The 19772-nt window shown below is 71.0% G+C and carries 11 protein-coding genes; 2 read left to right on the plus strand and 9 right to left on the minus strand.

What is annotated here, in order from left to right; all coding sequences use genetic code 11:
- Positions 1 to 119: 119 nt before the first annotated feature.
- Together ACFVYN_RS32340 and ACFVYN_RS32345 are read right to left on the minus strand one after the other, a co-directional pair.
- Positions 120 to 1367, minus strand: a complete 1248-nt coding sequence (locus ACFVYN_RS32340; protein WP_390005066.1) for an extracellular solute-binding protein — start codon at positions 1365 to 1367, stop codon at positions 120 to 122.
- A 132-nt stretch (positions 1368 to 1499) separates the two neighbouring features.
- Entirely contained in the window at positions 1500 to 2519 is a 1020-nt protein-coding gene (locus tag ACFVYN_RS32345) for a LacI family DNA-binding transcriptional regulator (RefSeq protein WP_390005068.1), read from the minus strand.
- A 395-nt stretch (positions 2520 to 2914) separates the two neighbouring features.
- Here ACFVYN_RS32345 and ACFVYN_RS32350 point away from each other — a divergent pair, with 395 nt between their 5' ends.
- Positions 2915 to 6517, plus strand: a complete 3603-nt coding sequence (locus ACFVYN_RS32350) for a LamG-like jellyroll fold domain-containing protein (protein ID WP_390005138.1) — start codon at positions 2915 to 2917, stop codon at positions 6515 to 6517.
- A 55-nt stretch (positions 6518 to 6572) separates the two neighbouring features.
- Here the strand turns inward: ACFVYN_RS32350 and ACFVYN_RS32355 are convergent, their stop codons facing one another.
- From ACFVYN_RS32355 to ACFVYN_RS32385, 7 genes are all read right to left on the minus strand, one after another.
- A complete protein-coding gene (locus ACFVYN_RS32355; RefSeq protein WP_390005070.1) occupies positions 6573 to 8381 on the minus strand; it encodes an RICIN domain-containing protein in 1809 nt (602 codons plus the stop codon).
- Between the two features lie 32 nt (positions 8382 to 8413).
- Positions 8414 to 10543 (minus strand): beta-galactosidase, encoded by a 2130-nt coding sequence (locus ACFVYN_RS32360; protein WP_390005072.1) that lies wholly within the window; start codon positions 10541 to 10543, stop codon positions 8414 to 8416.
- A gap of 28 nt (positions 10544 to 10571) precedes the next feature.
- Complete coding sequence (locus ACFVYN_RS32365; RefSeq protein ID WP_390005074.1) at positions 10572 to 11495, minus strand: carbohydrate ABC transporter permease; 924 nt, start codon at positions 11493 to 11495, stop codon at positions 10572 to 10574.
- Positions 11492 to 12367 (minus strand): carbohydrate ABC transporter permease, encoded by an 876-nt coding sequence (locus tag ACFVYN_RS32370; protein WP_390005076.1) that lies wholly within the window; start codon positions 12365 to 12367, stop codon positions 11492 to 11494. The genes ACFVYN_RS32365 and ACFVYN_RS32370 overlap by 4 nt, the downstream gene beginning before the upstream one ends.
- Position 12368: 1 nt before the next feature.
- Positions 12369 to 13754, minus strand: a complete 1386-nt coding sequence (locus tag ACFVYN_RS32375; protein WP_390005079.1) for an ABC transporter substrate-binding protein — start codon at positions 13752 to 13754, stop codon at positions 12369 to 12371.
- Between the two features lie 266 nt (positions 13755 to 14020).
- Positions 14021 to 15118 (minus strand): LacI family DNA-binding transcriptional regulator, encoded by a 1098-nt coding sequence (locus ACFVYN_RS32380; RefSeq protein WP_390005082.1) that lies wholly within the window; start codon positions 15116 to 15118, stop codon positions 14021 to 14023.
- A gap of 1050 nt (positions 15119 to 16168) precedes the next feature.
- The gene (locus ACFVYN_RS32385; RefSeq protein ID WP_390005084.1) at positions 16169 to 18286 is read right to left on the minus strand and encodes an alpha-galactosidase; all 2118 of its coding nucleotides are present in this window, start codon (positions 18284 to 18286) and stop codon (positions 16169 to 16171) included.
- Between the two features lie 168 nt (positions 18287 to 18454).
- On the opposite strand from ACFVYN_RS32385, the gene ACFVYN_RS32390 reads away from it, so the two are divergent.
- The gene (locus ACFVYN_RS32390; RefSeq protein ID WP_390005087.1) at positions 18455 to 19525 is read left to right on the plus strand and encodes a LacI family DNA-binding transcriptional regulator; all 1071 of its coding nucleotides are present in this window, start codon (positions 18455 to 18457) and stop codon (positions 19523 to 19525) included.
- Positions 19526 to 19772: the final 247 nt, after the last annotated feature.

Genomic DNA, 19772 nt, shown 5'->3' on the forward strand with positions numbered 1-19772 from the left:
CCAGGCAGCCCACTGCGGGGAGGCGGGTCGGCGCCGCACCTCGGGGGCCGCGCCCTTGGAGTCGGTCCGCGGGCGCGGCACTTGCGTCGTCTGGCTCATCAACTGGCCCCGAGGTGTGCTCACTTGACGGCGGACTGGGCGTCGCTCAGCGCGTCCTTCGGGGACTTCGAGCCGCTGAGCGCGGACTGGACGGCCTTCCACATCTGCTCGGAGATCTTGGGGTACTTGGTGCCCAGGTCGTCACTGGTGCGTCCCTTGGCCGACCTGACCGCGGCGACCCAGGGCTTCAGCTCCGCGTTCGCCGCCACCTGCTTGTCCTGGACCTCGCTGGTGGGCGCCACGTAGGACAGCGTGGTGTCGGTGTCGTACAGGTTCTGGGTGCTGGTCAGGCAGGTGGCCAGCTTCTGGGTGGTGGCGTAGCGGCCGGTGTCGTCCTGCACCGGGAGGGTGACGAACTCGCCGCCGGTGGGGGCGGCCGCGCTGCCGCCGGAGGCGCCGGGTATCGGGAGCACGCCGTACTCGAACCCTGCCTTCTTGGCGTTGGCCAGCTGCCAGGTGCCGTTCTCGGCGAAGGCGTAGTCGCCGGTCGCGAACTCCTGCCAGCTGGTCGTCTGGGTGTTGTTGAGGACGGAGTTGGGGGCGTAGCCGCCCTTGACCCAGTCCTTCCACAGGGAGAGCGCCGACGCGCCCTGGGCGGAGTCCAGTTGGGTCAGCTTCGCGCCCGCGCCCCAGAACCACGGCAGGAACTGGAAGCTGCCCTCCTCGGTGCCGATCGCGGAGAACGTGATGCCCTTCTTGCCGGCCTTCTTCACCTTCTCCAGTGCCGCCGTCAGGGACGCCCAGTCCTTCACCGAGGCGATGTCGACGCCGGCTTCCTTGAGGACCTTCTTGTTGCAGTAGAGGGCGAGGGTGTTGGCGCCGATGGGGGTGCCGTACGTCTTGCCACCGGACTGGCCGGCCGCGAGGAGGTTCGGGTCGACCTTCGAGGTGTCCAGCTTGTTCTCGTCGGTCGTGGTGAGGACGCCGCCCTCGGCCAGGGTCGAGACGACCGGGTTGTCGACGATGAGGACGTCCGGGGAGTTGCCCTGCTGGGCCGCCAGCAGGGCCTTGTTCGTCAGGTCGCTGGTGTCGAAGCCGGTCCGCTTGATCTTCACGCCCGCCGCGGTGCCGCACTTGTCGAGCAGGTTCGTCCAGGCCGAGCCCTTGGCGAACTGCGGGTACGGGTCCCAGACGGTGTACGTGCCGCTGTCGGCACCCTTGGTGCCGCTGCTGCCGGAGCCGGAGCCGCAGGCGGTGACACCGGTGGCGACGGCCAGGGAGATCAGGACCGCGGCGGTCGGACGGTGCCGTCTGGAGAAGCTGTTCATGGCGGGTTCCTTCGGTGTGAGGCATGCGGGTGCCGCGGCGGTGGGTCGCGGGGAGAACAGGGCACCGCGAACGACGCCGTCGGGTGTTCGGGCGTCAGCGGTGTGACGGGTGACGAGTACGTGCGGGACTGATCAGGTCTGCGGGGCCCCCGCGGGCCCGGTGCTGGCCCGCAGCGAGATCGGTGGGGTCAGGAGGTGCTGCCGGGGCGGCGCGTCGGAGTGGTCCAGCCGCTCCACGAGCAGGTCGACGGCGAGCCGGCCCATCTCGGCCGCCGGTACGTCCGCCGCGGTGAGCTGCGGGGTCACCGTCTCCGCCCAGCGGTTGGCGACGACCCCAGTGACGGAGAAGTCGCGCGGCACATGGCGGCCCGCGTGGGCGAGCCCCCGGTAGAGACCGCCCAGCGCGGCCTCGTTCAGGGTGACCAGGGCCGTGGTGGCCGGGTCGTCGTGCAGGATCCGTTCCAGGCAGGCCTGGCCCGCGGCGGCGTCGTCCCCGCAGCAGTAGGTGCGAACCGTCAGCCCGCGTTCGGCCGCGGCCTTGGTGAAGCCGTCCAGGCCGCGGTGCGCGGACTCGTAGCCGGTCCGCAGGAGTTGTTCGGGCCGGTTGACGAAGGCGATGCGGCGGTGGCCGAGGTCCGCGAGGTGATGGACGCAGGCTGCCGCGAGCGCGGTGTGGTCGAGGGCGACGTACCAGCCGTCCTCCGGGTGGGCGGTGCGGCCGATGGCGACGGAGGGGAAACCGAGGGCGGCGAGGTGATCGGCCCGGTCGTCCGCCAGCCGGATCTCCATCAGGATCGCGCCGTCGACCCGTCGCTCCCCCAGCAGCCGCTGGAAGGAACGGTCGCTGTCGACACCGCTGGGCGAGAGCAGCACGTCGTAGTCGTAGGCCGCGGCGGCCTCCACCACACTGCCGATGAAGTCCAGCTGCATGCCCGTGTAGTGGTTCCCGGCGGGCGGAAACACCAGGCCGAGGGTACTGGTGCGGCCGTTGGCCAGAGCGCGGGCGCTGGCGCTGGGCTGGTACCCCAGTTCGTCGACGATCCGCTGGATCTTCCGGCGCGTGTCCTCGGACACGGGGCGCTTGCCGCTCAGCGCGTAGGACACGGTGCTGCGCGAGACACCGGCCCGCCGGGCGATCTCACCGATGTTCACGGCGACTCCTTGAGACAGGGCGACCGGCTGTCGAACCGGTTCGCGTGGAAGTGAACGTAGGAACTGCCCGGGCCCCTGTCAATACTCGTGCCGCAATCCCTGGTGGGGACGAACGGCGGTGAGTTCCCTGTGTCGAAGGGATTGCTGGCCGGTTGCGCCGGTGCTAGCTTCGCCGAACCGGTTCGGCGCGGTCGCCTCGCGGTGACTCCCCAGCCGTGCCGTGACAGAGCCGCCCATCTGCCTCCCCCCGCCACGCGACTTGTCCCTCCGCACCCGCCGGGATCGAATCGGTTCGACAGCGACCGGGGCGAGCCGACCTGAACCCGTTACTCGACGATGAGGACGTATCCATGTCATCCCCAGACAGATCCACGCGCCGCCGCGCGCCGGCCGCCATGGCGCTGGCCCTCGGCGCGGGCCTGCTGGCCGCGCCCGCGGTGCCCGCGCACGCGGCCGAGGCGCCCGGGCCCGCCGCCCGCTACACCTTCGACCAGGACGACCTCGCGTCCGGAAACATCACCGACAGCTCCGGCAACGGGCTGACAGCGAGCCTGGTGAACTCCGCGACAGCCCAGTCCGTGGCGGGCACGGACGGCGGCAAGGCGCTGGCCCTGCCCGGCGGGGCGCCCACCTCCGACGGCGCCTACGTCCGGCTGCCCCGCGAAGTGGTCGGCGACGCGAGCGACCTGACCGTCTCCGCCCGGGTGAAGTGGAGCGGCGACAAGTCGTCCTGGCAGCGCATCTTCGACCTGGGCACCGACACCTCCCGGTATCTCTTCAGCACGCCGTACAACGGCAACGGGCTCTTCCAGACCTCCGTGACGACCGCCGGAGGCGGCGCCGAGAACCAGGTCCGCGGCTACGCGGCGCTGCCCGCGGACGCGTGGCGCACGGTCACCGTCACCCTCGACACCACCGCGGGGCGGCTCACCACCTACCTCGACGGTGTGGCGGTCTCCTCCGCCGCGACCGCCATCAAGGCCAAGGATCTGCTGAGCGGTTCGGCGACCGCCGCCGGCTACATAGGCAAGTCCCTCTATCCGGACCCGCTCCTCAAGGGCGCCGTCGACGACTTCGCCGTGTGGCACTCGGCGCTCAGTGCCGAGCAGGTGGCCGGACTGGTCGGGACCGTGCCGACCCTGCAGGACCTCTCGAAGTCGTCGTTCGACGTGCGTACGACCGACGGGACCGCCCCAGACCTCCCGGCCGCCGTCCGCGCCACCTACTCCGACGGCTACGACCGCGACACGCCTGTCACCTGGGACGCCGTACCGCCCGAGAAGTACGCCCAGCCGGGGACCTTCACGGTGGCCGGAACCGCGGCCGGGCGGGCCGTACAGGCGAACGTCACCGTGGTCCGCGAGGGGCAGCTCACCGTCGACCTCGGTTCGGACACCGGGGCCTTCCACGGCGGCGCCTCCGGCACCCTGTACGGCGTGTACGGACCGGACGTGCCCACCAACAACCTGATCGAGGGCATGGGCCTGCGCACCGTCTCGACCAAGGCGCAGGACGGTCCGCAGCACCCCGGCGCCGACGCGCTGGACGTGGTCAAGCCGCTCGCCGACTCCACCGACGGCGACGTGTACATCTACATGACCGACATCCACCGCGGCTTCCCGTACGAGTGGCCCGGCAGCACTCCCCAGGAGAAGCTCAAGCTCTACGAGGAGAAGATCGCCAAGCAGGTCGACCAGGTACTCCAGCTGCCTAAGCCGTACCAGGACAACATCGTCTTCGTGCCGTTCAACGAGCCCGAGGGCAACATGTTCGGCACCGGCGAGTGGAGCTACGACAAGGTCAGCTGGCTGAGCGACCCCAAGGACTACTTCGCCGCCTGGGACGAGGCCTACAGGCTCATCAAGGCCAAGATGCCCAGCGCCCGTATCGCCGGCCCCAACACCAGTGTCCTGTACGACCAGGTGAAGGGCTTCCTCACCCATGCCCTGGCCGCCGGCACCCTCCCGGACGTCATCACCTGGCACGAGCTGAGCCACCCGGAGGCGGTGCGCACCAGCGTCGCCAAGTACCGCGTCTGGGAGAAGGACCTGTTCAAGGGGACCGACCGCGAGGGCACCCAGCTGCCCATCAACGTCAACGAGTACGCCTTCAACTACCACACCTCGGTCCCCGGCCAGATGATCCAGTGGGTCTCCGCGATCGAGGAGTCCAAGGTGGACGCCGACATCGCCTACTGGAACATCGACGGCAACCTCTCCGACTCCGCGGTGCAGTCCAACCGCGGCAACGGCCAGTGGTGGCTGCTGCATTCGTACGCCTCGATGAGCGGGCACACCGTGACGGTGAACCCGCCGTTCCCCGGCGAGAACTACACCATGCAGGGCGTGGCCACGCTGGACGAGAAGAAGAAGCAGGCCCGGCTGATCTTCGGCGGCTCCACCGGCAAGGGGCACATCACCTTCGCGGGCGTCCCGAAGAAGCTCTTCGGCACGAACGTGCACGCCTGGGTACGGGAGATCGAGTGGAGCGGCCAGGTCGGTGACTCCTCAGGACCGAAGCTGCTCACGGAGACGAACCTGAAGGTCGCGGCCGACGGCACGGTCGCCGTCGACTTCGGTGCCGGCGCGCTGCCGAAGCTGAAGGAGTCCTCGGCGTACGAGATCGTCCTCAGCCCGGCCGGGAAGGCGGCGAAGAAGACCCAGCAGCCGCCGGTGCGTTGGCAGGGCTCCTACGAGGCGGAGGACGCGGCCCACACCGGGTCCGGCTACTCGAAGAACGGCCCGGAGGGCTCCACCTCCGACGTGTCGAAGTTCTACACCTCCGGCGGCTACGACGTGGGCGGCCTGCGCACCGGCTCGGACGTCACGCTCGACTTCACGGTGGACGTGCCCGAGGACGGCACCTACGACCTGAGCGTCTTCGCCAACTCCCTCAACACCTTCGACAAGGTGAAGGATCAGGGGCCCACCAACGTCTTCCTGCGCGTGGACGGCCAGGCCGGCAGCGAACAGCAGCTGTATCTGCCGCTCGGCTACAAGTGGGTGGTGTGGGACCACGCCGACACCAAGGTGAAGCTCACCAAGGGCAAGCACACCCTGACGCTCGCCGCGAAGAGCCTGGACGGCACGCGCGTGACGAAGGGCGACGCCATCGTCGACCGGCTCACCCTCGGCCTGCCGAGCGCCTCGGCCGACACGCAGGTACACGAAGGCGAGCTGGCCTGGCTGGCCGGCGGAGCACAGCCCGTCTACAACCTGCCGGGCTCGGGCTCCGGCGCGGCCCGGGTCGCCAAGGGCCAGAGCGCCACGTTCTGGGTCTACTCCCCCGCCGACCGTGAGGCCACCCTGCGGGTCGACACCCTCGGCGGTGCCGGTGCACGGCTTTCCGTCAACGGACACGACGTCCTGCGCCTGGCCAAGGACAGGAACAGCGTCGCGGTCTCCCTCTCCGGAGGCGTCAACAAGGTGACGGTGGCGGGCGGTTCGTCCGCGACCCTCGTCGACCGCCTCACGGTCACACCGAGCGAGGGCGCGCTCAAGGCGCGTACGTACGAGGCCCAGGCCGCCGTACTCGCGGGCTCCGCCACGCTCACCCCGCTTCCCCTGGCCACCGACGGCACGGCGATCACCGGCATCGGCGGAGACCCGGGCAACGGCAACACCGCGACGTTCACCGTCAGCGCGGACAAGGCGGGCCTGTACGCGCTGCGCGTCCGCTACTCCAACCCGGAGCAGTCCGAGGCCACCCACTACAACCCGGACCCGCTGGCCCGGCACGCCGACATCAGCGTCAACGGCGGCGAGACGCGGCGCGTCGGCTTCCCGCACAGCTTCCACCAGGACAACTTCTGGGAGCTGACCGTCCCGGTCACCCTGAAGAAGGGACAGAACACGATCCTCTTCCGCTCCGAGGAACTGCCGAACTTCGACGGCACGACCTACGCCTCGGACACCTTCCCGGGTGTGCTGCTCCGCTCCCGGTACGCGCCGCTGATCGACCGGATCACCGTGGCGCCGTATGCGCGGGAGGTGCGGTGAGTTGATCCGTGGCACCGGCGACGCCCTGGGGCGCCGCCGGTGCCCGGCCGGTTTTTCAGGAGCGGGCCGGGACGAGCCGCCATTCCTGCGAGCCGTCCGTGGCGGCGCTCTGGAGGGTCAGCGGGGCGCCCGCGGACGCGCCGGTCAGATACACATCCGTGTTCCTGACCGCCTGGAACCTGTAGTAGCCGTCAGCCGTACTGACCAGGTTCCAGCTCCCGGTCGCGCTGTTGTCGACCCACTGGCCGATCCGCTGCCCGACGGTGGCGTTGCCCGTCCAGATGGCCGCCGCGCGGCCACCGGACCTGTTCAGCAGGGTCGTGCCGCCGTTCGGCTCGGTCACCACGTGCCAGTACTGGGTGTCCTTGTCGGCCGCGGCGCCCGCGTTCTCCAGGACGACGTCCGGCACGTCGCCGTTGCCGAGGTTGGCGTCGTTCGTCTTCCCGCCGGTGCCGATCACCTGACCGGTCTTCCGGTTCACCAACTGGTAGTAGGTGCCCCGGGTGCGGCCCAGGTCGACCTCGGCGTAGGCGATCGTCGAGGTGTCCTGGTTGTTGAGGATCGCGATCCGGCCGGTGCCGGCGACGTACTGGAGGTCGCGGCTGTAGCCGGCCCGCGAGGTGGTCTGGTACTCCTTCCACACACCGGTGCCGCTTCCGTCGGCGTTGACCCAGACGCTGCCGCTGCCCGCTGCGTTGTAGACCAGGCGCCCGTCGGGGAGCCGGATGATCACCGGGCTGCCGCCCGTCGCGAGCGGGTGCGAGCCGGTGTCGACCGGCAGGGACGTGACCGCGCCGGAAGAGCCGGCGCGGAACTTCAGCGGGTCGGTGGCGAGCGCGTAGCGGACGTTCGCTCCGCCGCCCCAGTACTCGTACGTCAGCAGCCACTTGCCGTCCGTGGTGGGCACCACGTTGGTCATGCCCGGCCGCCCGCCCCCGATCTCCGTCTTGCCGCCGCCCATGTCCTCGGTCAGCCCGGCGACGTCGACGACGGGTGAACTCCAGCCCGCGCTACGGCCGTTCCACGTCCTGTGGGCGAGGATCTGGCCGTGCGAGTCGGTGGCGGTGTCGTTCGCGGGGTCCGGTATCGGGGCGCCGGTGGCCGGGTCGACACCGAGGTAGTCGTTCTCGTCGGAGTAGTAGCAGACGAGCTGCCCCTTGTAGACCATGAGGTACGGCTCCCAGAGCGGGTCCACCTGCTGGTGCGTGTTGGCGGCCGCGACGTTCTGGCCGACCGCGCCCGCGCTGCCGCCCTGCCAGCCGCCGGTGGCGACGACGTTGACGACCTTCCAGGACCTGCCGTCGTCGGTGCTGGAGTACAGAGCGATCGCCAGGTCCTTGCGGTCGCCGTCGTTGGAGGGCGTCCAGTTCGGGTCGGCGGCCTTGTGCTCCTTGTAGTAATAGTCGTCGCCCGACACCACGCTCGCCAGCAGCAGGGTGCCGGCCTTCAGCTTCCCGACGGTCTGCGGGAGTGTGTAGAGATACGGGTTGGTCCAATTGCTGGTGTACTTCGCGTACTTGGGGTCGGTGGAGAGGTAGGCGGGGGCCTTCACCTCCGACAGCGGCTGCCACGACGTGCCGTGGTCGTCGCTCTTGTAGACCGGGAGGGTCTCTCCGTCGGCGCTACCCGTCCCGGGTACGACGGTGGCCTTCTCGAAGGACGCGACCAGGCGTCCGCTGGGCAGTTGCGCCGACTTGGGGTAGACGGCGCAGTTGCCGCGCCCCTTCAGGCAGGGTTCGTTGCCGAGCTGGTAGAGGATTCCTCCCGTCGGGTTGTACGCGTGGGCGCTGCTCAGCGGTATCGCCGTCAGCACGGATGCCGCGACGAAGGTGCCCAGTGTCTGTCCCAGCCGTCTTCTCTGCATGGCCTCTCCTTTGAGGGTGAGCGCGGTGTTGGTCAGCGGTCCGCGGTGACGAGCACGCGTACGTCCCAGGCGCCGAGCTCCAGTTCGCCGCCGGCGGGGACGGGGGTGTCGCTCAGGACGTCGGTCAGGTCGACGGGAGCGAGGACACGGGCCGGTTCCCAGCTCCAGTTGTGGACGATGTGCACGCGTTGCCCGTCGGACGCCGTGCCGGTCGTCGCGGTGACCGTCTCGGGGAGGTCCTGCCAGCCGTGGCGGGCGGTCGGTGCCAGCCACTGCGCCAGTGCTCGCGCGAGGGCGCGGTCCGGGACCGTGCCGACACAGGTGACGCGGCCCTCGCCGTGCCGACGGGTGGTGATCGCGGGCCAGTTCCCGAAGTGCGGGTGCCGGTAGCCGGCGAGCACCTCGGCGTCGGTGACGGTCAGGGCGTCGGCCCAGCGGGTCGCCGTCGCGTCCTGCGGCAGCCGCAGCGGGCTGTCCGGGGCCGACTCCACCGGGACCGCCCGGGCGAGGTTGCTGAACTCGTCGTACGAGACGCCCGCGGCCTCGGTGAGGCGGCCGGGTGCCGGCTCGTGCCGGGCGCGGGCCTCGTGGTCGGCGTATCCGGTGCGGGGGCCGAGGACGAGGTGGCCGCCCGCGTGGGCGTAGGCGGCGAGCCGGTCGAGGGTCGCGTCGTCGGCGATGTACAGGGCCGGCACGACCAGCACCGGGTGGCGGCGGGCGGTCTCCTCGGGTGTCAGGCCCTCGTGCAGTTGCCGGGCGTGCACGATCCGCACCTGGCGGCCGGACTCGAAGGCACCGCGGTAGAAGGGGTCGAAGACGCGGTGGTAGGCGGCGGGGTCCGGGGCCCCGTCCGTGGTGGCGAGCGGCGGATACTTCTGCATGAGCCACTTGCTGGGGTTCGAGTAGACCATCGTGAGGTCGGCGTCCGGTTCGAGTCCGGCGACGAGCGGCCCGGCCTTCGCGAACTCGGCGCCCAGGCGGGCGATCTCGGCGTAGGTGCGGCCCGGTTGCCCGCTGTGCGGGAGGACTCCGCCCCAGTAGGTCTCGGCGCCGAAGCGCAGGGTCTGCCACTGCCAGTACTCGATCATCCGCGCGCCCCGGGCCACGTGCGCCCACGCGGCCTGGCGCCACTGACCGTCGTAGCCGGGCCGGTTGTCCCAGGCGAAGCCGATGGAGTTCGCGTTGGTCTCGGTGACGAGGAAGGGCTCCTGCCGGGAGGAGAACATCCAGTCCGCGGTCTGGTACATCGACCAGAGGCCGGTGGTCTTCCACTTCTGCTCGTGGTCGTCGGGTGTGGGGTCGGGCAGCAGGAGGCCGTCCTGCATGTCGTAGTACGGGTTGCCGGAGGCGATGTCGAGCCGGGCCGACAGCTCGTCGTCCGCGACGCCCTGGCGGGTGTAGGAGATGCAGGTGGTGACGAAGTGCTCGGGGCGCGCGTACTCGCGAACGATGTCCGCCTGCCAGCCGATGAACTCGGTGACCTGGCGGGCCTGGAACTCCCGCCAGGCGACGTCGTACTGGGGCTGTTCGTTGCCGTCCGGGGTCCACAGGTCGGCCCAGGTGGACAGGCGGTGCGACCAGTACACCAGCCCCCACTCGCGGTTGAGGGTCTCGACGTCGCCGTACTTGTCGCGCAGGTGGTCGACGAAGCGCTGGAAGACGCCGTGGTTGTGGAAGAGGTGCAGGCCCGGTTCGTTGTCGACCTGCCAGCCGATGACCGCCGGATGTTCGGCGTACCGGGCGACGACCTTCCGGATGATCCGCTCGGCGTGGAAGCGGAAGGCCGGGTGGGTGAAGTCCACCTCCTGCCGGGCGCCCCAGCCGATGCGCTCGCCGGAGCGCCGTTCGCCGGTGATCTCCGGGTACTGGCGGGCCAGCCAGGGCGGTACGGCGTAGGTCGGGGTGCCGAGGACGACGGAGATGCCGCGCTCGTGGGCGCCGTCGAGGACCGGCTGGAGCCAGTCGAGGTCGAAGCGGCCGTTCTCGGGCTCCCAGGTCGACCAGACCGACTCGCCCACGCGGATCACGGTGAAGTGCGCCTGCGCCATGAGGTCGAGGTCGGTCTTCAGCTGTTCGTCGGGCCGCAGCTCGGGGTCGTAGGCGGGCGTGTACTCGTGGTAGTACGCGGCGCCGAACAGGACGTGGGCGGGCAGGACCGCCATCGATGAACCTCCGGGAGTGTGGGGGGAGTTACTGCTTGACGCTGCCGGTCGCCAGGCCGCTCTGCCAGTAGCGCTGGAGCACGAGAAAGGCGACGACGAGCGGCACGATCGACAGCAGGGAGCCGGTGACGACCAGCGGGAGCATGTCGCTGCTGGCGCCGGCGCCGCCGTTCTGGGCCTGTGCCGCCCAGGACGAGAGGCCGACCGTCACGGGGTACAGATTGGGGTCGTTGAGCATGATCAGCGGCAGGAAGTAGTTGTTCCAGGTCGCCACGAGCGTGAACAGCAGGACGGTGACCAGGCCGGGGGCCAGCAGTCTGAGGGCGATCCGGAAGAAGATCCGGGCCTCCCCCGCGCCGTCGATGCGGGCGGCCTCCAGGAGGCTGTCCGGGACGGCGTCGGCCGCGTAGACGCGCATCAGGTAGAGGCCGAAGGGGTTGACCAGCGAGGGCAGGATGACCGCCCACGGGGTGTTGACCAGGCCGACCTTGGCGAACAGCAGATAGGTCGGGATCGCCAGCGCGGTGGCCGGAACCATGATGGCGCCGAGCACGAGGTTGAAGGCGAGCCGGTCGCCGCGGAAGCGGAACTTGGCGAAGCCGTATCCGGCCGCCGCCGCGAGAAGGGCGGCGCCGAGCGCGCTGACGACGGCGTACAGGACGGTGTTGAGCAGCCAGTGCACGAAGACGCCGTCGTCCTGGGTGAAGGTCGCCCGGATGTTCGTCAGCAGCTGGGGGGCGTGCGAGAACCACAGCCCGAAGCTGTTGAAGAGGTCCTGGGTGCTCTTGGTCGAGGCGATGAGCAGCCAGCACAGCGGGAGGAGGAAGTAGGCCAGGGCGGCGAGCATGGCGATCGTCAGCGGGGTGCTGCGGCGAGGGGCGGCGGACCGGTGCCGTACGGGTGCGGCCGGGGTCTTCGCGGTCACCGGCGGCTGCCGCAGGGTGGTCGTCATGCGGACCTCCTGCGGTTCGCGGTCAGGAGTACGGCGTAGGAGGCGACGACGATGACGAGTCCCAGGAGGAAGGAGACCGTCGCCGCGTAGTTGAGCTGGTCGCCGGTGAACGCGAGGGAGTAGGCGTAGAGGTTGGCGGTGTAGGAGCTGCTGATGACGGCCGGGGCGAGGTTCATGAGCAGCTTGGGCTCGTTGAAGAGCTGGAAGCTGCCGATCACCGAGAACAGCAGGGTGAGGAGCAACGCCGGGCGCAGCGCGGGCAGTTTGATCGACCGGGCGATCCGCCAGGCGCCGGCCCCGTCCATGGCGGCCGCCTCGTACAGGTCGTGCGGGATGGTCCGCAACGCCGCGTACAGGATGATCATGTTGTAGCCGACGAACTCCCAGGTCACGATGTTCGACAGGCTGCCCAGCATCCATCCGCCGCTCAGGAAGTCCGGGGCCGGCAGGTCCAGTTTCCGGCTCAGCTGGGCGAACGGCCCGAAGTCTGGGCCGTAGAGATAGCCCCACATCAGTGCGGCGACCACGCTCGGAACGGCGTAGGGCACGAAGATGCCCAGCCGGATCACGCGGGCCAGGCGCAGCAGGCCGCTGTCGAGGGCGAGGGCGAACGCCAGGGCCAGTAGCAGCATCAGCGGGACCTGGAGGACGAAGAAGAGGGCCACGCGGCCGACGCCGTGCAGGAGCAGGGGGTCCTTGAGGGCGGTGACGTAGTTGTCCAGGCCGACGAACACGTTGCCGCCGACGAGGCGTTGCTGGAAGAGGCTGAGGTAGGCGGCGTAGCCGAGCGGGGCGAGGAAGAGCAGCAGGAAGAGGACCAGGAAGGGGGCCACGAACAGGGGCCCGGCCCTCCGTGCGTGGGCGGCGGCCATCTCAGGCCCCCTTGACGGTGAAGCCCTGCTTCTTGGCGTACGCCGTCAGGCGCGACTGCCACTGACCGAGGGCGGCGGCGGTGTCGGACTTGTCGGCGAGGGACTTGCCGACGGTCTCGGTCCAGTCGGTCGCCGCCTGGTCGAGGAACGGCGGCCACTGGAAGGAGGGCGACACGGTGTCGCCGATGTCGGCGAAGACCTGGTTGACCTTCTGGCCGCCGTAGAAGGCGGGCGCCTCGCCGGTGAAGCTCGCGTCGGTGAGCAGGGCCTTGGTCGCGGGGAAGAAGAACTGCTTGGTGGCGAACATCCTGGCGCTCGCCGGGTCGCTGTTGAGGAACTGGGCGAACTGGGCCGCCGCGATCGGGTTCTTGGTGGAGCGCATGGCCGCGGTGGTGGAGCCGCCCCAGTTGCCGGAGGCGGGCTGGGCGGCGTCCCACTGCGGGAGCGGGGCCGCGCGCCACTTGCCCGCGGTGGACTTGGCCGAGCCGGACAGGAAGGACGGGCCCCAGGCGGCGGTGAGCCAGGTGGCGTACCTGCCCTTGGTGAAGCCCGCGTACCAGGCGTCGACGAAGTCGGGGTCGGTGCTGATGACGCCCTCCTTCGCGAGTCCGCCCCAGTAGCCGGCGAGCTTCTGGGAGACCGCGTCGTCGACGTCGATGGTCAGGGTGCTCTTGCCGGAGGTGGCGTAGGGCTTGGCGCCCGCCTGCCACAACAGGCCGTGCCAGGCGGCGGGTTCGTTGGCGGCGAGGTTGGTGAGGTAGACGTCGGGGTCGGCCTTGTGGAGCTTGCGGGCGGCTTCGGCGAACTCGTCCCAGGTCTTCGGGACCTGGATGCCGTGCTTGTCGAAGATGTCCTTGCGGTAGAGCATCCCCATCGGTCCGGTGTCCTGGGGGATCGCCCAGACCTCGCCGTCAGGGCCGCTGACCTGGCCCCAGGTCCAGTCGACGAACCGGTCCTTGAGCGCGGAGGCACCGTAGGGGCTCAGGTTCAGCAGGCTGTCGGTGATGGTGAAGGTGGGGATGGCCTGGTACTCGATCTGCGCCAGGTCCGGTGCGCCGCTGCCGGCCTTCAGCGCGGTGCGCAGCTTGGTGTAGTGCGTGACGCCCTGGCCGGCGTTGACGACCTTGACCTTGATCGCCGGGTACTTCCGCTCGAAGAGCGCGACCTCCTGCTGGATGTCCGGGACCCAGGTCCAGAAGGTGAGTTGGGTCGGTGTCTTCATCGCCTTGTCGATGTCGGCCTGTCCGACCGGCTTGGTGGAGCCGGCGGAACCGCCCGAGTCACCGCCACCGCAGGCGGTGAGCGCGGCGCCGAGGGAGACCGCTCCGGTCGCGGCGAGGAACCGCCGACGGCTCATGGCGGACGTGGGTGTGAAGGATCTGGGCATGGTGAACTCCCGCCGGGAGGCATAGGGACGGCACGCCTGGCGAGGGCGCGTCGTGAGGGTGGGAAAGGAGAGGGTGGGGAAGGGGTACGGGTCCGGCGTCGCTGCCGGGGGTGCGGGCAGGCGGCGCGGGGGTCGGGATCGGCACGCGCGGGTGGTCTCGCGCGGCGGAAGTCCACGGTGGTGGAAGGCAGTTCGGAGGCGATGAGCGCGGCTGGGGCTCATCTCCCGGCCCGGGGAGGCTGCTTCTCGGGGCCGGGGAGTGTGGGTCAGTCGGTGGTGGCCGGGGGCGCGTGCGCCGAGCCGTCCGGGTTCGCGGACGGACGCGGCCCGCGCGTCGGCGGGGGTGCCGTCGAGGCGCGTACGACGAGCTCGACCGGTGGGTCGCTCGCCGGTGCCGGCTCGGCGTCCGGTTTCTCGATGGCCTGCACCAGGAGCCGGAGCCCTTCGTCGGCGACGGCGTCGAAGGGCTGGCGGACGGTGGTCAGCGGTGGGGTGAGATAGGCGGAGACGGGGACGTCGTCGAAGCCGACGACACTGACGTCCTCCGGCACGCGCAGGCCCGCTTCCTGCAGTGCGCGGATCAGACCGACGGCCATGTCGTCGTTGGCGGCGAACACCGCGGTGACGTCACCGGCGGTGGCGAGTTCGTGGCCCGCCGTGTAGCCGGACGCGGCCGACCAGTCGCCTTCGATGACGGCCGGCTGCTCCCGTTCGCGTGCCGCGAGCGCCGCGCGCCAGCCCTGCAGACGGTCCCGGGCGGCGAACCACCTTTGCGGACCGGCCAGGTGATGGACCGTCATATGTCCGAGGTCCAGCAGGTGGTCGGTGGCGGCCCGGGCCAGGGACTCGGCGCCGACGCCCGCTGTCACGGCTCGCGGGCCACCGAAGGCGGCGGGTGCGCCGAGGACCAGGACCGGGACGTCCACACTGAGCGACACCGAACCTTCGTCGATCGGTTCGGACACCACGATGCCGTCCACGCCCTGTTCGAGGAGGGACTCCACGGCCCCCGCGACGCCCGCCGGATCACCCTCCAGCGTGTTGACGATCCGGAGCGCGTATCCCGCGTCCCGGGCGGCCCGCTCGATGCCGATGAGCAGGGAGGCGGGGCCGTACAGGGCGGTTCCGAGGGCGACCACGCCGATCGAACGGGTGCGTCCCGAGGCCAGGGCCCGGGCGGCGCCGTTCAGCCGGTAACCGAGTTCCTCCGCGGCCTGGAGCACCCGCTCGCGCACCTCCGCGGACACGTACCGCTCGCCGTTGAAGACCCGGGACACCGTCTTCTGCGAGACGCCGGCCCGCCGGGCCACATCCACGGCACGCGGCGCGCCAGGGCTCCCGCCCTGTCCTCCCACTGGCGTCATCGATGTCTCCCGGTGTCGGCGGCTCAGATCCTAGCCAGAGCGGCCGTCGGGGGCTTGCCCGCCCTCTCTGACTGCGCTGTCATGACTGCGCAGTCATATCTACGCAGTCGGCTGAGCGGTGTCAAGGGTTCGCGCAGGATCGGGACGGCGGCAGTGAGGTGAGCGGGGTCGCCGTTGCCCATGCGGCAGCCGGCGCCCGCCTGATCAGGGTCGGGCGTGCGTGCCGAGGGAGCCGTTCAACTCGCCTACGTCTCCGCCCGGTTGTCCTTACGGCGTGCCCTGGCAGCCGGGGTGAGGGCGGTCCGGGGCCGATGCGGGGACAGAGGCAGGGGCCGGAGCCGGTCATGGGCCGGCTTTCGCGGTCGCTGCCCTCGGATCAGGGCGCCGAACCATGACGTGATCGTCGACTGTCCGGTCCCATCGATCCAGCGGAAGGGCACCGAGCCGGACGACGGCCTGCCCGCCCGCCGACCTGATGGGCCGCGCTGGCCGGGGGCGTACTCCGCCGCGACGGCGGTATCACGCGCCCTCCTCGGCTGGGACGGAGCATGGCGCAGCGTGAGCGATGCCTCCGGCAGGCCGGCCGGGGTGCTGGTACGCGGTGACTCCGAAGCCGCCGACCTCGGGATGGAGTCGGCTCCCCTGGAACGGCCGCACCCGGAGCGGGGTCGTCGCCGGGCCTGCGAGACCGCCGACGCCGACGTCAGTGCTCTCGAAGCCGCCCTGCGCGATGGTCCGGCGCCCCGCCGTCCTCCGCCGAGACGCCGAGACGCCGAGACGCCGGGACCTGGCCCGGCCGTCGGAGGCGGCGAGAGCGTAGGGTCCTGCGCTCACACCACCGCGCCGAGACGTCGCCACCTGATCAGACCCCCACAGACAGCGAAGCCACAAGACCCCCGCCCACACCACCGCGCTGAGACACCCGGCCCGGCCGTCGAACGCGGAGGGCCACAGAGCCCCCGCCCACATCACCGCGCCAGATGCCGCTACCCGGTCAGGCAGGCGTCAGAGACGCCGAGGGAGGCCACAGGCCCGCCCACGCAGCCCCGCTCACACAGCCGTGCCCAGCCCGATCAGTACCGCCGTGTCCGTGCGCGGCAAGCGGACCGTGAGCGTTCCCTCGGCCGCGTCCCAGTCCGCCGTGGCGTCGGCCGTCGTGGGCTGGAGCACCTCCGGGCGAAGTCGGACGCCTCGCAGGTGGGGAAGCGGGAGCGTACGGCTCGACGGGGCGTCGGCCCCCTCCCGTCGCCACACCGCGAGGTAGGTCGCGTCGCGTCCCCGCAGGCCGTGGGCGATCCAGGCGTCCTCCCAGGCCGGCAGGCCCAGCGGCCAGAAGGGGCGGGCGTCGGCGATCTGCGGCCGGATGTCCTTGTACACGCGGATCGCCGACCGTACGAGGTCGAACTGCTCCTCGCTCATGCGGTCGAGGAAGCCGGAGAGATGGACACGGCCCAGCAGCGCGCCGGTGAGGGTGAAGGCGATCCGGTCGGTGGTGTGGTCGGGCTGGGGGTAGGCCCACACCGCGGCCTGCTCCGGAGCCACGGCGGTGGCGGCGGACGCGGCGATGGGCGGGTAGCGCAGGGGGTCCTGCTGGTCGCTGGTGGACTGGAGCTGGGCGACGGCGAGTTGGGCGTAGTCCATGCGCAGACCGCCCGAGCCGCAGCTCTCCAGGACCAGGCCGGGGTGCCGGTCGAGCAGGCCCGACATCCAGTCGAGGTGGGCGCGGTGATGGCCGAGCAGGCCCGCGCCGGGGCTCTCCGGGCCGTTCTCGGTGTCGTTCTCCGTGCCGGGGCCGATGTTGATGTTGTAGTCGAGCTTCAGATACCCGACGCCCCACTCACCCACCAGCCGGTCCACGACCGCGTCGAGGTGGGCCCGGGCGGCCGGGTGACGCAGGTCCAGGTGGTGGCGGCCGTGTTCCGTCACCCGCAGGCCGCCGCGCCGGAAGAACGCCTCGGGCGGCAGGGTGCGGGCCAACGGGCTGCGTACGCCCACGACTTCGGGTTCGAGCCACAGTCCCGGGACCATGGCGTGGTCCCGGATCGCGTCCAGCACCTCCTGGATGCCGCCGGGGAAACGCCCCCGGGCGGGCTCCCACGCGCCGACGGCGTCCCACCAGCCCTGCGCGTCGTCGTCGTACCACCCCGCGTCGATGACGAACACCTCGGCGCCGGCCCTCGCCGCCGCTTCGACCAGCGGCAGCAGCTTCTCGGTGGTCGGGTCGCCCATGAGGGTGTTCATGTAGTCGTTGTAGATCACCGGCAGGGCACGGTGGTCGGGGTGGTCGCGACGGATCAGCCTGCGGTAGTCGGTGAGTTCACCGAAGGCCGCGTCGAGGCCGCCCGTCGCGCCGCGCACGAGGACGGCGGGAACGGTGTGGAAGTCCTCGCCGGGCGCGAGGGTGTGATGCCACTGGTGGTGGGCGTCGTCCGGGCCGAACAAAGCGACGTAGGCTGCGCCTTCGCGTTCGCCGGTCTCGAAGCGCCAGCCCGCGCTGGACTCGATCTGCCACAGCCAGGTCCGCCCGGCACGGTCGGTGAGCGCCCCGATCGGCAGATGGCGGCCGGTGGACCAACTCCCCTGCGAGAAGCGCTCGAAGCAGCCACGCCCCTCGTGACCGTGGGCGAACCGGCTCAGCGGGACGACGTGCTCACGGAAGGGGGCCTCGCGCCAACGGCACTCGGCGAGCCAGTCGTTGTCCGCCCAGTGCAGGGTCAGTCCGTCGAGGCCGCCGCCCGCGTCGGTGATGCCGCCGACGGTCAGGGTGCTCACGCTCTCCAGCCGCAGCGGTGTACTGCCCTCGTTGACCAGACGCACCCGCGAGCGCAGGAAACCGGCGCCCGGAGCCGTCTCCAGGACCACCTCGGCGGCCAGGCCGGTCTCGGGGTCCGCGAGCCGGATCGTCGTACGCTCCCCGTCTGCCTCCCGGACCGTCTCGTGGTCGCAGTAGGTCAGGCGCTCGCCGATCGCGGTCTCGATGAAGCGCTCCCCCGACCACAGGCGTCCGTGCCCGGTGGCGGTGACCTCGACGAGCGGCACCAGCGCGGCCGGGTCCTGACCGGGCGCCCCCAGCCGGACGGACCCCGTGGCGTCCAGGACGGCGTGCAGCCCGAGTTCCGGGTGCGACCAGAGACGGGATCTCTCGAGTGTTCCGACGACTGCGGTCAACGCAATTTCCCCTTCCGGGATGGTTCGGTACTGCCACGGTCTCACCGGGCTGAGCTGGGAATTCGTGCTCGGCGACAGAGAGTTGGCCGCGTCGGCGGTTGTGTTTGAAAAGTAAATCCCCAGTTACGGTCTCTTGACGCCCGCGATGTGACCGCTCACAATCCTCGCATGCATGTGACCGGTCACACAAGCTTCGACGGGCAGACCGCCCCCTCCCCGGGGCAGCGCAGGCCCGCCAGCATCCGCGATGTCGCCCAGGCGGCAGGCGTCTCCTACCAGACCGTTTCGAGGGTCATCAACGGCCGCCCGAACGTGAAGGAGGAGACACGCGGACGTGTCGAAGCGGCTGTGCGAGCCCTGGGCTTCAGACGCAACGCCACCGCGTTCGCCCTGGCCAGCGGGGTGACCCGAGCGGTCACGGTCCTCACCTCGAACACCGTCCTCCACGGCTACGCGGCCACCCTGCAGGGTCTGGAGGAGGCGTCCCGCGCCGCCGGGTACGCGCTCGGCGTGCGGGTGGTGACACCGGAGGACGACCTGGACCGTACGGTCGCCGCGGCCGCCGACACCGGTGGCGGCCTGGTGGTCATCGGCTACGACCGTCTCGGCGCCGCCGTCCTGGACCGCGTACCGGCGCATGTACCGTGCGCGGCCCTGGTGGAGGCGCCGCCGCCAGGCCGGACCCCCGGCAGGCCGGCCGTGTGGGCCGACGACCGGGAGGCGGCCCGGACCGCCACCGCGCACCTCCTCGCGCTCGGGCACGCAACCGTGCACTACGTGGCGCTTCCCGCCTCGACCGGAGCCCGGGGCACGGCGTCACCGCGCGCCGAGGGCTGGCGTCAGGCCCTCAGGGCGGCCGGTGTTGCCCCTCCCCCGCCGTCGGGGCGGGGCTGGGACGCGCAGGCCGGATACGAGGCGGGCAACAAGCTCGCCCGGGACCCGGCCGTCACCGCGATCCTGTGCGGCAACGACGACCTTGCCCTGGGTGTCCTGCGGGCCCTGCACCTCGCGGGCCGGCGGGTGCCGGAGGACGTCAGCGTCATCGGCTTCGACGACGCCCCGCACTCCGCCTTCCTCACCCCGTCCCTCAGCACGGTCCGGATGGACTTCCACGGACTGGGCCGTGCCGCCTTCGGTCTGCTGCGGGCCCAACTCGACACCGACCGACAGGAGTCCGTGCACGTGCCGGCCGAACCCACCCTCGTGCACCGCGAGAGCACCGGCCCACCCGGCTCCTGAACCGGACCGGCATCCGGCCTCCCGTCCACGACAGCCTCCGCTCTCCGCCGTACCCCCGCGGCTGCCGAACCCGACCGACACCCGACCACCCACCCTCCGCCACACCGCACGCCTCCCGACTCCGACCGGCACCTGGCCTCACGCCCCCGACAGCCTCCGACTCTCCGCCGCACCCCCGCGGCTGCCGAACCTGACCGACACCCGACCACCCACCCTCCGCCACACCGCACGCCTCCCGACTCCGACC

Source organism: Streptomyces sp. NPDC058307, from assembly GCF_042880295.1.
Taxonomy (GTDB): domain Bacteria; phylum Actinomycetota; class Actinomycetes; order Streptomycetales; family Streptomycetaceae; genus Streptomyces.

What these genes read in the sequence shown, in the direction of transcription:
- ACFVYN_RS32340 (WP_390005066.1), bottom strand. Translation starts at nt 1,367, where the DNA reads ATGAACAGCTTCTCCAGACGGCACCGTCCGACCGCCGCGGTCCTGATC.
- ACFVYN_RS32350 (WP_390005138.1), top strand. Translation starts at nt 2,915, where the DNA reads ATGGCGCTGGCCCTCGGCGCGGGCCTGCTGGCCGCGCCCGCGGTGCCC.
- ACFVYN_RS32355 (WP_390005070.1), bottom strand. Translation starts at nt 8,381, where the DNA reads ATGCAGAGAAGACGGCTGGGACAGACACTGGGCACCTTCGTCGCGGCA.
- ACFVYN_RS32360 (WP_390005072.1), bottom strand. Translation starts at nt 10,543, where the DNA reads ATGGCGGTCCTGCCCGCCCACGTCCTGTTCGGCGCCGCGTACTACCAC.
- ACFVYN_RS32365 (WP_390005074.1), bottom strand. Translation starts at nt 11,495, where the DNA reads ATGACGACCACCCTGCGGCAGCCGCCGGTGACCGCGAAGACCCCGGCC.
- ACFVYN_RS32370 (WP_390005076.1), bottom strand. Translation starts at nt 12,367, where the DNA reads ATGGCCGCCGCCCACGCACGGAGGGCCGGGCCCCTGTTCGTGGCCCCC.
- ACFVYN_RS32375 (WP_390005079.1), bottom strand. Translation starts at nt 13,754, where the DNA reads ATGCCCAGATCCTTCACACCCACGTCCGCCATGAGCCGTCGGCGGTTC.
- ACFVYN_RS32380 (WP_390005082.1), bottom strand. Translation starts at nt 15,118, where the DNA reads ATGACGCCAGTGGGAGGACAGGGCGGGAGCCCTGGCGCGCCGCGTGCC.
- ACFVYN_RS32390 (WP_390005087.1), top strand. Translation starts at nt 18,455, where the DNA reads ATGCATGTGACCGGTCACACAAGCTTCGACGGGCAGACCGCCCCCTCC.